Source organism: Methanolacinia petrolearia DSM 11571 (genome assembly GCF_000147875.1).
GTDB lineage: Archaea > Halobacteriota > Methanomicrobia > Methanomicrobiales > Methanomicrobiaceae > Methanolacinia > Methanolacinia petrolearia.
Map to the genome: position 1 here is coordinate 2,470,646 of NC_014507.1, position 13,928 is coordinate 2,484,573.

13 protein-coding genes and 1 pseudogene are annotated in these 13,928 nt (G+C 52.8%); 3 read left to right on the forward strand and 11 right to left on the reverse strand.

All coding sequences use genetic code 11. From position 1 onward, the window contains the following. Positions 1-2: 2 nt before the first annotated feature. The 11 genes and pseudogenes from MPET_RS12470 to MPET_RS12520 all read right to left on the reverse strand — a co-directional run bounded on the left by MPET_RS12470 (position 3) and on the right by MPET_RS12520 (position 11,245). Positions 3-416, reverse strand: a complete 414-nt coding sequence (locus MPET_RS12470; RefSeq protein ID WP_013330391.1) for a hydrogenase iron-sulfur subunit — start codon at positions 414-416, stop codon at positions 3-5. Continuing rightward, positions 417-2,444, reverse strand: coding sequence for a CoB--CoM heterodisulfide reductase iron-sulfur subunit A family protein (locus tag MPET_RS12475; RefSeq protein ID WP_013330392.1), 2,028 nt, complete (start codon positions 2,442-2,444; stop codon positions 417-419). Between the two features lie 13 nt (positions 2,445-2,457). Then, entirely contained in the window at positions 2,458-3,363 is a 906-nt protein-coding gene (gene hdrB / locus MPET_RS12480) for a CoB--CoM heterodisulfide reductase subunit B (RefSeq protein WP_013330393.1), read from the reverse strand. Between the two features lie 2 nt (positions 3,364-3,365). After that, complete coding sequence (gene hdrC, locus MPET_RS12485; RefSeq protein WP_013330394.1) at positions 3,366-3,950, reverse strand: CoB--CoM heterodisulfide reductase subunit C; 585 nt, start codon at positions 3,948-3,950, stop codon at positions 3,366-3,368. A gap of 13 nt (positions 3,951-3,963) precedes the next feature. Continuing rightward, positions 3,964-5,124 (reverse strand): 4Fe-4S binding protein, encoded by a 1,161-nt coding sequence (locus tag MPET_RS12490; RefSeq protein ID WP_013330395.1) that lies wholly within the window; start codon positions 5,122-5,124, stop codon positions 3,964-3,966. Between the two features lie 208 nt (positions 5,125-5,332). Then, positions 5,333-5,566: pseudogene (locus MPET_RS15560) on the reverse strand (4Fe-4S binding protein); the annotation flags it as partial. Between the two features lie 554 nt (positions 5,567-6,120). Next, the gene (locus MPET_RS12500; protein WP_013330391.1) at positions 6,121-6,534 is read right to left on the reverse strand and encodes a hydrogenase iron-sulfur subunit; all 414 of its coding nucleotides are present in this window, start codon (positions 6,532-6,534) and stop codon (positions 6,121-6,123) included. Continuing rightward, positions 6,535-8,562 (reverse strand): CoB--CoM heterodisulfide reductase iron-sulfur subunit A family protein, encoded by a 2,028-nt coding sequence (locus tag MPET_RS12505; protein WP_013330392.1) that lies wholly within the window; start codon positions 8,560-8,562, stop codon positions 6,535-6,537. It lies immediately after the preceding gene. A 13-nt stretch (positions 8,563-8,575) separates the two neighbouring features. Next, the gene (gene hdrB, locus MPET_RS12510; RefSeq protein WP_013330393.1) at positions 8,576-9,481 is read right to left on the reverse strand and encodes a CoB--CoM heterodisulfide reductase subunit B; all 906 of its coding nucleotides are present in this window, start codon (positions 9,479-9,481) and stop codon (positions 8,576-8,578) included. Positions 9,482-9,483: 2 nt separating this feature from the next. Continuing rightward, a complete protein-coding gene (gene hdrC / locus MPET_RS12515; RefSeq protein ID WP_013330394.1) occupies positions 9,484-10,068 on the reverse strand; it encodes a CoB--CoM heterodisulfide reductase subunit C in 585 nt (194 codons plus the stop codon). Between the two features lie 13 nt (positions 10,069-10,081). Continuing rightward, on the reverse strand, positions 10,082-11,245 hold the full coding sequence (locus MPET_RS12520) for a 4Fe-4S binding protein (protein ID WP_013330397.1): 1,164 nt from the start codon (positions 11,243-11,245) through the stop codon (positions 10,082-10,084). Positions 11,246-11,556: 311 nt separating this feature from the next. On the opposite strand from MPET_RS12520, the gene MPET_RS12525 reads away from it, so the two are divergent. The 3 genes from MPET_RS12525 (at position 11,557) to MPET_RS12535 (ending at position 13,734) form a co-directional block, all read left to right on the forward strand. Further along, the gene (locus tag MPET_RS12525; protein ID WP_013330398.1) at positions 11,557-11,973 is read left to right on the forward strand and encodes a carboxymuconolactone decarboxylase family protein; all 417 of its coding nucleotides are present in this window, start codon (positions 11,557-11,559) and stop codon (positions 11,971-11,973) included. A 99-nt stretch (positions 11,974-12,072) separates the two neighbouring features. Then, a complete protein-coding gene (gene fhcD / locus MPET_RS12530; protein ID WP_013330399.1) occupies positions 12,073-12,954 on the forward strand; it encodes a formylmethanofuran--tetrahydromethanopterin N-formyltransferase in 882 nt (293 codons plus the stop codon). Positions 12,955-13,068: 114 nt separating this feature from the next. Next, positions 13,069-13,734 carry a dihydrofolate reductase family protein gene (locus tag MPET_RS12535; RefSeq protein ID WP_013330400.1) on the forward strand — a complete coding sequence of 222 codons (666 nt, stop codon included), beginning with the start codon at positions 13,069-13,071 and terminating at the stop codon, positions 13,732-13,734. The last annotated feature ends 194 nt before the right edge of the window (positions 13,735-13,928 follow it).

Here is a 13,928-nt window from a genome sequence, read left to right on the forward strand (position 1 = left end):
ATTCACCTCTTCAGGGGGCTTGGGCCCAGTTCTTTAACCGTCCTGACAACATCTTCCATGACCATACCCCACTTTGCACCTTCCGATGCTGATACAAATGTCATACGGATCCTGTTATCGTCGAGACCGATGTTCTTGAGCACGTTCTTGATAAGGAACATACGCTTTGCGCATTTGTAGTTGCCCTCAAGATAATGGCAGTCACCGAAGTGGCAGCCGGAGACAAGCACTCCGTCAGCTCCGTCCTGAAATGCCCTCATAATAAAGAGGGGGTCGACACGGCCCGTGCACATTACCCTGATAGCCCGAACATCTGTCGGGTACTGGATACGTGCACCGCCTGCAAGATCAGCACCGGCGTAGGAACACCAGTTGCAGATGATTGCGATAATCTTAGGATTCCACTCGTCTCCCATTTACTCTTCACCTCCAAGGCCGCCAAGAAGGAACGCATCGATCTGTGCGCAGATCTGCGGCGTTGTGAAGTGCTGCATCTTGATAGCTCCGCCGGGGCAGAAACCTCCGCAGGTTCCGCAGCCCTTACACTTGGCTTCGGTTACCTGCATGACCTGACGACCGTTCTTCTCCGTAAGCGACAGTGCACCGTATGGGCACTGGGGGACACACATTCCGCAACCTGCACAGAGGTCCTCCATGCACTGGGCGAAGTAAGGTTCGAGCTGAACCTTGCCCTGGTGGATCGGGATACTTGCAGCGGACGCTGCTCCCTCGGCCTGGGCAACCGTGTCAGGAATGTCCTTCGGACCCTGGCAGACACCTGCGAGGAATATACCTGCAGTCGTTGTTCCGCAGGGGTTGAGCTTCGGGTGAGCCTCGAGATACCAGCCGTCCTGCGACTTCGAGATACCGAACATCTGGCGGATAGGCTCTGCGTCAGGCTTCGGCTGGATTGCAGCCGCGAGAACGACGAGGTCGCACTCGATGCTGACAGGCCTTCCGAGAAGCGTGTCCTCGGTCTTGACGATGACGTTCTTGGTATTCGGATCTTCGAGAAGTTCGGCGACACGACCGCGGACGAACTTCGCACCCTCATTCTGGATACGATAGTAGAACTCCTCGTACATCTTGCCGAACGAACGGATATCCATGTAGAACAGATACGGCTGGCAGCCGGGGATCTTCTCCATCAGCTGGTGGGCGTGCTTGAGCGAGTACATGCAGCAGAACCTTGAACAGTAAGGCTTGCCGACCCCGCCGGTGTTGTCACGCGAACCTGCACAGAGGACGAAACCGACCTTCATCGGCGTTGCACCGTCGGACGGGCGGATCATGTGGCCGCCGGTAGGTCCGGATGCACAGATCAGGCGCTCGAACTCGAGACCGGTGATGACGTTCTCGTAGCGCTTGTAGCCCCATTCCTTCTTGTCCTCGATAGGAATGAGATCGTAACCGGTTGCAAGGATACAGCACCCGACCTTGATCTTCTCGAAGGTATCGACCATGTTAAGGTCGATGGCGTTCTTCTCGACACCGCACGCGTCAACACAGAGACCGCACTTAACACACGCATCGTAGTCGATCGTGTACTGGAGCGGCATGACCTGGGCGTGGTAGATGTAGATTGCCTTTCTCGGAGCCATTCCGAACTCGAACGGGTTAGGTTTGATGACCGGACACACAGTGGCACAGTCACCGCAGCCGTTACAGCCGGAGCCTGTGATACCGTCGGCCTTCATCTCGGCCTCGTTACGCGTTCCGCGGGCCTTCTTCCTGAGAGTGATCTCGAAGTTGCCGATGTAACCCTCGACGTTCTCGACCTCGTGATAGGTCCTTAGGATAATATTGGGGTGACGGCCTGCGTCCACCATCTTAGGCGTAAGGATACACTGCGAACAGTCGAGTGTAGGGAAGGTCTTGTCGAGCTGCGACATTCTGCCGCCGATTGTAGGGGTCTGCTCGACAAGGTAGGTCTTGATGCCGGCGTTCGCAAGGTCGAGGGCGGCCTGGATACCGCCGACACCTGCACCGACGACCATTGCGGCGTGCTCCACAGGCACTTCCTTGGGCTCGAGGTCTTCAAGCAGCCTTGCCTTGGCGACTGCGATTCTTACCTGGTCCTTGGCCTTGCTGGTCGCAAGGTCCCAGTCGTGCATGTGAACCCACGAATTGTGCTCACGGATGTTGGCCATCTCGAAGCGGAACTTGTTGAGGCCTCCTTCCGCAGTTGCAACCCTGAACGTGGGCTCGTGAAGACGTGGCGAACATGCTGCGACAACGATTCCGGTCAGGTTGTGCTCTTTGATAGCATCGATGATCTTGGTCTGGCCGGGTGTCGAACACATATACTGGTACTCGTCTGCAACGATGACATTTGGAAGCGTCGTGGCATAATCCTTGACTGCCTGGATGTCGATCGAGCCTGCGATGTTGGTTCCGCAGTGGCAGATGAATACACCGATTCTTGGTTCCTGATTTTCAGACATTTCTTTTGCCTCCTTACAGTATCTTCTCCAGGAATGGTGTGCAGTCGATTGCATGCAGATCCAATGCAAGCTCCTGGGGGGTCATGCCCTGGGCAAGTCCCAAAAGCTCGTTGTAGTGCAGAACCGGAAGGCCGTAATCCTGGCCGAAGTTCTGCTTGATCTCGATCTGACCGCGGTCGAACTGAAGCTGGCAGAAAGGACAGACCTCAGTAAGAGCGTCGGCGTCGGCTTCACGGATATTGATCAGCTTCTCGTTGGTGATATCGAGAGAGTGAAGGATATCGTAGCCTCTTACGCCGCCGCCGGCACCACAGCACTGCATCTTGTTTCTGTACTGGACGGGTTCTGCACCGAGCGCTGCGACGAGTTCCTCGATCCACATGGGGTTCTCGGTGTCGCCGAAGTGGCGATCCTTCTGCGGCTTCATTAAGTGACAGCCGTAGTGGACTGCAACTTTGGTGCCCCTCAGGGGACGGGTGACGCTGTCGGCGACCTTCTTGATGCCGCAGATCTTCTCGTCGTAGTAAAGTTCGGCAAGGTGCCAGACGTCGATCGAGCCTTTGTACTGCATGTCGATCTCGGCCAGAACCTCGTTGACGTTGTCGCGAAGCTCGTCGTTGTGTTTGAGCTTGTGGTTGACCTCCCAGATGGACTTGTAGCAGCCGTTGCAGAGAAGAGCAATGTCTTTCTTCATCTCTTCGGCAAGGCACAGGTTCCTTGCGGCCATCGCATACCAGACATTGAGGTTGATGGCACCGAAGGCACCGGGCGCAGGACAGCAGCTCGCTCCCTTGAGAGGAAGAAGCTCTATCCCGAGTTTGGCACTTGTCCTGATGGCAGATGCCTCGCAGCCGGGGTAACGGTTGGGGGCAATGCAGCCGAGGAAGAATGCGTATGAATGATCAAAGCCTTTTACCATCTTTAATTACCTCCTTCGGAAAGGATACGGTCGGCGTTCTCCTTGAGTTTGTAGTGGTCGATGATCTTACGGATACCTTCCAGGTATTCAGGATATGAATGCGTGGTCGGAGGGTCGCGGGGAAGACCGAGCTTCTCGCGGGCCGCACGGTTGACGTCGTTGTTGGGCACACCGTGGCCGGATGTGTAGATCAGGTTCACGGTCTGAAGGAAGTTCCTAGGAACGATGTCTCGCTCGAAAGCGAGGTTCCTCATGGCCATGATGACGTCGGTCGGGAAAAGGTCACGCGGACAGCGGTCCGAACATGAGTAGCACGTCGTGCAGAGCCAGAGATCCGGATCGGTCAATGCCTCGTCCTCGAGACCGAGGACGGCTCGCCTCATGAAAAGGCGAATCCTGTAAGAACTCCGGGGCGCAGACGGACAGGACCCGGTGCATGTTCCGCACTGGAAACACATGTGCGACATTGTACCGCTGATCTTCTCGACACGCTTGCTGAAGTCCTTGTGCGAATCGGAGGTATAGTAATTCCTGTCCGCAAGTTTCTTCTCGAGGTCAGGGTTTCCATAATTTTTTTCTACTGCCATTTTTAGTCTCACCTCATTCTGCGGTCTTCAGCTCAACCTTACCAAAGTCCCCTTCCCTGACCTTGGAAGTACGCGGCCGAAGCAGCTTATCCTTGATTGTCTTAAAGAGGTCCGTCTCCTTGCCCTTCATACGGATGCCAGTCCTTTTCAGGACGATGATGTCCTCACCGGGGCAAGCGTTAACACATGCACCACAGAGGATACAGAGATCCTTGTTGACTGCGATGTTCGGCTCGATCTGGCCGTGCATCTCCGCCGGGGGCTTGGGTGTCGGGAGGTAGATCGCGTTTGCGGGACAAACGTCAACGCATGTCGAACATCCGCCGGGACACTTCTCGGCATGGAACTCGATGTCTCCCTCAAAGAACTTCTCAACAGTAATCGCCTCGGTCGGGCAGTTTGTAGCACACCAGCGGCATGTACAGCACTCGTCCTTGTCGATTTCGACCTTGCCGATCTTCTTCTTCTTGATCTCTCCGGCCTTCTTGACTTCTATTGCATCGGAAGGACAGATATCGGCACAGACTCCGCAGCCGTCGCAAAGCTCTTCCGTCCACTTAACCTCTCCCTCTACTGAGCCGGTTTCAGCTGAAAACGGTTTCTTTACGACATCGATTGCTGCACATACGTCTCCGCACAGTCCGCAGACAGTACACTTCTCTGTATCGCAGTCGAAGGTTATCTCGGCGTCAATTGCCTCTCCCTTCTTAAGACCAAGCCAGTCAGTGCCTTCAAACGGAGGAACATCGCGGATGATCGCGTCACGCGGGCACACGTCTTCACAGGTCGTACATTCGACACACTTCTCTGCGTCGATCTCCATGACCTTCTCGTATGTGGGGAATCCTTCCCTCTCGACGATCGGAAGGCTGTCTTCACCGTCAACCTGCAGGTTCATCGCATTGAAGGGACACATTACGACACATACACCACAGTAAGAGCACTTTGTCTCGTCTACCTGGATTGGTGAACCGTAATCAATGGCCCCCCTGCGGAATGCACCGACAGGTCCGAGGCTGATCGCGTCTTCAGGACAGGATTCTACACAGATACCGCAGCCAGTACACTTCTCGTTGTCCTGTATGAGGTTGTTTACCTGCTTTAAGAGCTTCTGCTCGTAAATAGAATAACATCCGTCCTGTTTCCGGGAGTATTTTGGAAAAAGCGTATTCATAATTTAACACTCCTAAAATTGTGGTCCGGGATTACTCCTTTGCTCCGGACTGAGCAAATTCCTTTCTTAATTCCCAGAACTCAGGAATCTTCTTGAGTTTTGCCTTTCTTTCCTCAAGGGCTTCATACTCCTCTTCGTAGTCCCTGATCTCCTCAAGTCCTTCCATAAGAGGATGTGTGAACCTGTCCTCGTTTTTGAGCGTGTCAAAACGCCCTTTTAAGGTGATAACATCGTATGGACATGCCTCGATGCATATACCGCAGCCGGCACAGAGCTCACTGTTAGCGTCAAGGACGATCGCCTTGCCGCCGATAACCTTGTAGATCTTGTCAGTAGTGACAGGATCCACAGTCGAAAGCTCAAGTGCATCAACCGGGCATGCAACCACGCAATTGTTACAACCTGTACAATTATTCATGTTTACATGAACTGCAAATGCCATTATATCACGCACCGCTATATCGATCTGAATCGATCGTTAAAAGTTGGAAAAAAAAATAGATAAATGTTCTGAAGTTGCAAAACGCCCGAAACTTTAAAAATCGGCCGAAATATAGTTCTTTTAATTAACAAATATCAAAAGTAAATTATGTTAGCTTGATGGACCCCATGTTTTGCAATGCGATGAAAAGAACGAATAGAAACCGTTATATCAAACTACATCACCCAATCCTGCTTTTTTCTTAAAAAGCGTAGCAGTATACAAATTTAAATCGCCCATAATGCCATAAAAACCTTTTAATCAAAATAATAATTTTTTTGGCTATCCGAAAAAAGTTTGTAAAAATGGATTTAGCCTATGTTTGTTTAACATGTTGAATATTATAGAGACAAGTTTAACAGGTTTCCGGCAATTATTTTCAGGCTGCCGCACAACCCCCCGCACACCCGGTGCGGCACAATATATCAGATCAATAATTAATGAAAGATCATAAGAATTGATATTTCAAAAGAATTTTTAAAAAATCGGATTTTGTGTCAGGTTAATCCTGCAGTTCACCTCTTCAGGGGGCTTGGGCCCAGTTCTTTAACCGTCCTGACAACATCTTCCATGACCATACCCCACTTTGCACCTTCCGATGCTGATACGAATGTCATACGGATCCTGTTATCGTCGAGACCGATGTTCTTGAGCACGTTCTTGATAAGGAACATACGCTTTGCGCATTTGTAGTTGCCCTCAAGATAATGGCAGTCACCGAAGTGGCAGCCGGAGACAAGCACTCCGTCAGCTCCGTCCTGAAATGCCCTCATAATAAAGAGGGGGTCGACACGGCCCGTGCACATTACCCTGATAGCCCGAACATCTGTCGGGTACTGGATACGTGCACCGCCTGCAAGATCAGCACCGGCGTAGGAACACCAGTTGCAGATGATTGCGATAATCTTAGGATTCCACTCGTCTCCCATTTACTCTTCACCTCCAAGGCCGCCAAGAAGGAACGCATCGATCTGTGCGCAGATCTGCGGCGTTGTGAAGTGCTGCATCTTGATAGCTCCGCCGGGGCAGAAACCTCCGCAGGTTCCGCAGCCCTTACACTTGGCTTCGGTTACCTGCATGACCTGGCGACCGTTTTTCTCCGTGAGCGACAGTGCACCGTACGGGCACTGGGGCACACACATTCCGCAACCTGCACAGAGGTCCTCCATGCACTGGGCGAAGTAAGGTTCGAGCTGAACCTTGCCCTGGTGGATCGGGATACTTGCAGCGGACGCTGCTCCCTCGGCCTGGGCAACCGTGTCAGGAATGTCCTTCGGACCCTGGCAGACACCTGCGAGGAATATACCTGCAGTCGTTGTTCCGCAGGGGTTGAGCTTCGGATGAGCCTCAAGATACCAGCCGTCCTGCGACTTCGAGATACCGAACATCTGGCGGATAGGCTCTGCGTCGGGCTTCGGCTGGATTGCAGCCGCAAGGACGACGAGGTCGCACTCGATGCTGACAGGCCTTCCGAGAAGCGTGTCCTCGGTCTTGACGATGACGTTCTTGGTATTCGGATCTTCGAGAAGTTCGGCGACACGACCGCGGACGAACTTCGCACCCTCATTCTGGATACGATAGTAGAACTCCTCGTACATCTTGCCGAACGAACGGATATCCATGTAGAACAGATACGGCTGGCAGCCGGGGATCTTCTCCATCAGCTGGTGGGCGTGCTTGAGCGAGTACATGCAGCAGAACCTTGAACAGTAAGGCTTGCCGACCCCGCCGGTGTTGTCACGCGAACCTGCACAGAGGACGAAACCGACCTTCATCGGCGTTGCACCGTCGGACGGGCGGATCATGTGGCCGCCGGTAGGTCCGGATGCACAGATCAGGCGCTCGAACTCGAGACCGGTGATGACGTTCTCGTAGCGCTTGTAGCCCCATTCCTTCTTGTCCTCGATAGGAATGAGATCGTAACCGGTTGCAAGGATACAGCACCCGACCTTGATCTTCTCGAAGGTATCGACCATGTTAAGGTCGATGGCGTTCTTCTCGACACCGCACGCGTCAACACAGAGACCGCACTTAACACACGCATCGTAGTCGATCGTGTACTGGAGCGGCATGACCTGGGCGTGGTAGATGTAGATTGCCTTTCTCGGAGCCATTCCGAACTCGAACGGGTTAGGTTTGATGACCGGACACACAGTGGCACAGTCACCGCAGCCGTTACAGCCGGAGCCTGTGATACCGTCGGCCTTCATCTCGGCCTCGTTACGCGTTCCGCGGGCCTTCTTCCTGAGAGTGATCTCGAAGTTGCCGATGTAACCCTCGACGTTCTCGACCTCGTGATAGGTCCTTAGGATAATATTGGGGTGACGGCCTGCGTCCACCATCTTAGGCGTAAGGATACACTGCGAACAGTCGAGTGTAGGGAAGGTCTTGTCGAGCTGCGACATTCTGCCGCCGATTGTAGGGGTCTGCTCGACAAGGTAGGTCTTGATGCCGGCGTTCGCAAGGTCGAGGGCGGCCTGGATACCGCCGACACCTGCACCGACGACCATTGCGGCGTGCTCCACAGGCACTTCCTTGGGCTCGAGGTCTTCAAGCAGCCTTGCCTTGGCGACTGCGATTCTTACCTGGTCCTTGGCCTTGCTGGTCGCAAGGTCCCAGTCGTGCATGTGAACCCACGAATTGTGCTCACGGATGTTGGCCATCTCGAAGCGGAACTTGTTGAGGCCTCCTTCCGCAGTTGCAACCCTGAACGTGGGCTCGTGAAGACGTGGCGAACATGCTGCGACAACGATTCCGGTCAGGTTGTGCTCTTTGATAGCATCGATGATCTTGGTCTGGCCGGGTGTCGAACACATATACTGGTACTCGTCTGCAACGATGACATTTGGAAGCGTCGTGGCATAATCCTTGACTGCCTGGATGTCGATCGAGCCTGCGATGTTGGTTCCGCAGTGGCAGATGAATACACCGATTCTTGGTTCCTGATTTTCAGACATTTCTTTTGCCTCCTTACAGTATCTTCTCCAGGAATGGTGTGCAGTCGATTGCATGCAGATCCAATGCAAGCTCCTGGGGGGTCATGCCCTGGGCAAGTCCCAAAAGCTCGTTGTAGTGCAGAACCGGAAGGCCGTAATCCTGGCCGAAGTTCTGCTTGATCTCGATCTGACCGCGGTCGAACTGAAGCTGGCAGAAAGGACAGACCTCAGTAAGAGCGTCGGCGTCGGCTTCACGGATATTGATCAGCTTCTCGTTGGTGATATCGAGAGAGTGAAGGATATCGTAGCCTCTTACGCCGCCGCCGGCACCACAGCACTGCATCTTGTTTCTGTACTGGACGGGTTCTGCACCGAGCGCTGCGACGAGTTCCTCGATCCACATGGGGTTCTCGGTGTCGCCGAAGTGGCGATCCTTCTGCGGCTTCATTAAGTGACAGCCGTAGTGGACTGCAACTTTGGTGCCCCTCAGGGGACGGGTGACGCTGTCGGCGACCTTCTTGATGCCGCAGATCTTCTCGTCGTAGTAAAGTTCGGCAAGGTGCCAGACGTCGATCGAGCCTTTGTACTGCATGTCGATCTCGGCCAGAACCTCGTTGACGTTGTCGCGAAGCTCGTCGTTGTGTTTGAGCTTGTGGTTGACCTCCCAGATGGACTTGTAGCAGCCGTTGCAGAGAAGAGCAATGTCTTTCTTCATCTCTTCGGCAAGGCACAGGTTCCTTGCGGCCATCGCATACCAGACATTGAGGTTGATGGCACCGAAGGCACCGGGCGCAGGACAGCAGCTCGCTCCCTTGAGAGGAAGAAGCTCTATCCCGAGTTTGGCACTTGTCCTGATGGCAGATGCCTCGCAGCCGGGGTAACGGTTGGGGGCAATGCAGCCGAGGAAGAATGCGTATGAATGATCAAAGCCTTTTACCATCTTTAATTACCTCCTTCGGAAAGGATACGGTCGGCGTTCTCCTTGAGTTTGTAGTGGTCGATGATCTTACGGATACCTTCCAGGTATTCAGGATATGAATGCGTGGTCGGAGGGTCGCGGGGAAGACCGAGCTTCTCGCGGGCCGCACGGTTGACGTCGTTGTTGGGCACACCGTGGCCGGATGTGTAGATCAGGTTCACGGTCTGAAGGAAGTTCCTAGGAACGATGTCTCGCTCGAAAGCGAGGTTCCTCATGGCCATGATGACGTCGGTCGGGAAAAGGTCACGCGGACAGCGGTCCGAACATGAGTAGCACGTCGTGCAGAGCCAGAGATCCGGATCGGTCAATGCCTCGTCCTCGAGACCGAGGACGGCTCGCCTCATGAAAAGGCGAATCCTGTAAGAACTCCGGGGCGCAGACGGACAGGACCCGGTGCATGTTCCGCACTGGAAACACATGTGCGACATTGTACCGCTGATCTTCTCGACACGCTTGCTGAAGTCCTTGTGCGAATCGGAGGTATAGTAATTCCTGTCCGCAAGTTTCTTCTCGAGGTCAGGGTTTCCATAATTTTTTTCTACTGCCATTTTTAGTCTCACCTCATTCTGCGGTCTTCAGCTCAACCTTACCAAAGTCCCCTTCCCTGACCTTGGAAGTACGCGGCCGAAGCAGCTTATCCTTGATTGTCTTAAAGAGGTCCGTCTCCTTGCCCTTCATACGGATGCCAGTCCTTTTCAGGACGATGATGTCCTCACCGGGGCAAGCGTTAACACAGACACCGCAAAGGATACAGAAGTCCTTGTTGACACCAATCTTTGCTTCAACCTCCCCGTGCATATCGGCGGGATTCTTCGGGCTTGGCAGGTATATCGCATTGGCCGGGCAGATCTCGACACATGTCGAACAGCCTCCGGGACACTTCTCGGTATGGAACTCTATGTCTCCTTCGAAGAGTTTCTCGACAGTAATCGCTTCGGTCGGGCAGTTCACGGCGCACCAGCGGCACGTGATGCAGTCCCCGGTGATGCTGACCTTCCCTCTCTTCTCCTGGACCGCCTCTTCGCGTGTGACTGTAATTGCATCCGAAGGGCAGATCTCGGAACAGACACCGCAGCCGTCGCAGAGTTTCTGCGTCCACTTAACCTCTCCCCGGACCTTTCCTATCTCGGGTGAGAACGGCTTCTTCTTGACAGTCAGTGCCGCACATACGTCTCCGCACAGTCCGCAGACCGTACACTTCTCTTCATCGCAGTCGAAGGTTATATTTGCATGAATGGCCTCGGCTTTCTTCAGGCCGGCGGCGTCGGTTCCTTCGAATGCAGGGACATCACGCAGGATTGCCTTCTCGGGCGTCCGCGGGCACACATCTTTGCATGTCGTGCAGAGTATGCATTTCTCGTCGTCGATCGCCCTGACGGGATCATATGTAGGAAATCCCTCCCTCTCGATGATCGGGAGCTTCTCCTCACCGTCGATCCTGAGACTCATCGCGTTGAACGGGCACATTACGACACATACACCGCAGTATGAGCACTTCTTTTCATCAACGCTTACGGCCTCGCCATACTGAATCGCACCTCTCCTGACCGCTCCGACGGGACCGAGAACTATAGCCTCTTCAGGGCAGGCGTCAACGCAGATTCCGCAGCCGGTGCAGTTGTCCAGGTCGAATACAAGATGATTGACCTGTTTTAAGAGCCTCTGCTCCATTATTGTGAGGTTTCCCTCTTTCCTGTGCGAATATTTTGGAAAAAGCGTATTCATAACTAACACTCCATGCTAAATCAGGCCTACCGGATGGCAAACAATGCAACAACCTCTAAAACGCATTATTTCAGCATCTCCAACTGCTGTTTTATTCCGACACACCTTTATCTCGATTCGTTATCGATTGCTAAAAGGTGGGGATAGAAAATAGATAAACATTCTGAAAAAAGTTAATGAATAAAATTGAAAATTACTCAATAAGTTAAATTAATTTAATTGATAAATTTACAATACTCTGCCTGCGACTGCACAGAGATGCGGAACAGTACCGTTTAAGGAAAAAGCGGGCGAAAAGATTGTTGATAGTTATGGATAACGATACGGAAGAGGTAATCCAGGACTTTCTAAGCCACTCGGATCAGATAGGCGAAAGCCTCTATGCAGAGTTCAACGAAATATTCGGACTGGTTCCGTTCATCTTCACCGCAATCAGCGAAAGGCAGAAGCCGTTCGTATTCAACAGTCTTGGCGACCTTTACACGAGCAGGCCCGAGAGCCTCGACCCGAAAACGGCGGAGATCGCGACGATCGCGGCTGCAGCAGCATGCGGTGCAGACAAATGCCTTGGCGTCCATATAAAAGCAGCTCTCAGGGCAGGCGTAACAAGGGACCAGATCCTCGACACCATACTCATAGGCGCAATGATCAACAGGACACGCAGCCTTGCGGTATCGCTTAAAGTCTTTGAAAGCAGCGCCGGAAAAGCGGAAGATCAAAAACCCTGAGAGATACTAACCGGGTTTTTTCCGGCCCCGGCCAAATCAAATATTATTTTACCTTACAGATCAAGAAATTTAGTTGTTACATAAAAGAGGTATATCAACATGGAACTTAACGGAGTTCAAATCGAAGACGAATTCGCAGAGGCATTCCCCAACTGGGCATGCAGGGTAATTATTACGGCAATAACCGAAAAATGGGCGCTCCAGGCGGCGACAGAAGCGACAGGTTTTGCAACCTCGGCAATCGGCTGCCCCTGTGAGGCTGGAATCGAAAGAATCCTCCCGGCATCAGAGACACCCGACGGAAGGCCGGGAGTGGCCGTCCTGTTCTTTGCAGGCGGAAAGAAGAAGCTGAAGGAGCAGGTAGTCGAGCGCCTTGCAGAGTGTGTCCTCACGCAACCCACAACGGCTGTATTCGACGGCATGCCAGAGGCGGAAGAGAGGATCGATGTAAAGCTCCACTTCTTCGGCGACGGATACGAATACCAGAAGGAAGTCGGCGGACGCAACTGCTGGGCGATACCCATCATGAACGGCGAGTACATCGGCGAAGAGAACTTCGGAATCGTTAAGGGAATTGCAGGAGGCAACTTCTTCATAATGGGCGAGAACATCCCCGCCGCACTCATGGCCGCAGACGCCGCCGTAGCTGCAATAAGGAATGTCCCCGGATGCATGTGTTCCTTCCCCATCGTCGCATCGGGCTCGAAGGTCGGATCGAACAAGTACAAGTTCATGGCGGCATCGACAAACGAGAAGTATTGCCCCACAATCCGCGACAGGGTAGAGGACACAAAGGTGCCCGAGGGCGTAAAGGCGGTCTACGAGATCGTCATCGACGGTATCGACGAAGCAGCCATTAAAGCTTCAACAAAAGCAGGAATCGAGGCAGCAGTAAAGATTCCGGGAATCAAACTCATCACCGCAGGAAACTTCGGCGGAAACCTCGGCCCGTACCAGTTCAAACTCTACGAAATCCTTTAAACACTTTTTTTTGAGATTCAGTTCAAAACCCGTTTCACACCTGTAACAAAGCTTCCGGCTACAATTTCGCAACGCCCGGACCGGGGTTATATAGCATGAAATCAAATCCGGACTATGTTTCCTGAAGTAATCATCCACAATACCCTGAGCCTCGACAATGCATTTTACGGGTTCGATATAGATCTCGAAGCCCATTACTCGATCCTTACATCCCTCGCACCCGACGCCGTCCTTGTCGGCTCGGATACGGCAAAGACAGGAGTCGAGATGTTTTATAATCCTATACCTGCAGAGACAAAATCCGATCTGAAAAGACCGGAGAAAGTCCCCGGCGACACCAGACCGGTAAGTGTCATCGTTGACAGCCGCGGAAAACTGAAAGGGCTCCTCCACATATACCGCAATCTCGAGCATGTAAGAGATGTCATTGTCCTCGTATCGGAGACGACGCCTGCCGATTATCTGAAATATCTCGAGGAGAGGGAGTACCCTTACCTGATGTCGGGTTACGACCGCGTCGACCTGAAGGAGGCCGTCGGATTGCTGGGAGACACATTCGGGTTTTCGAGGATCGTATCGGACAGCGGCGGACGGCTGAACTGCATCCTGATCGACGAAAGGATCGCGTCATCCCTGAGCATTATAATCGCACCCTTGATCGCAGGACCGGATCACAGGAGATATTTTGAAGATATCGACAGCACAGCGGACCTGAGACTAAAGAAGACGGAAAACCTGAAAAACGGACTCGTGCACCTGGTGTATGATATAATGAAATAATAACGGATTCACTCTTTTAGCAAAAACGTTTATGAAACAAAGGTTTCATGGACTGCTTCATGTAAATCACGACGTGATTTTCATGTTAAATCAGAGTTTGGACCCTTTAGATCCTCTACCCAAATTCCAACAAACTTTTTGGCTCTTTACTGTCTCATATCTTTCTCAGGCAACCCCGGCACCGGCGGCCAAAG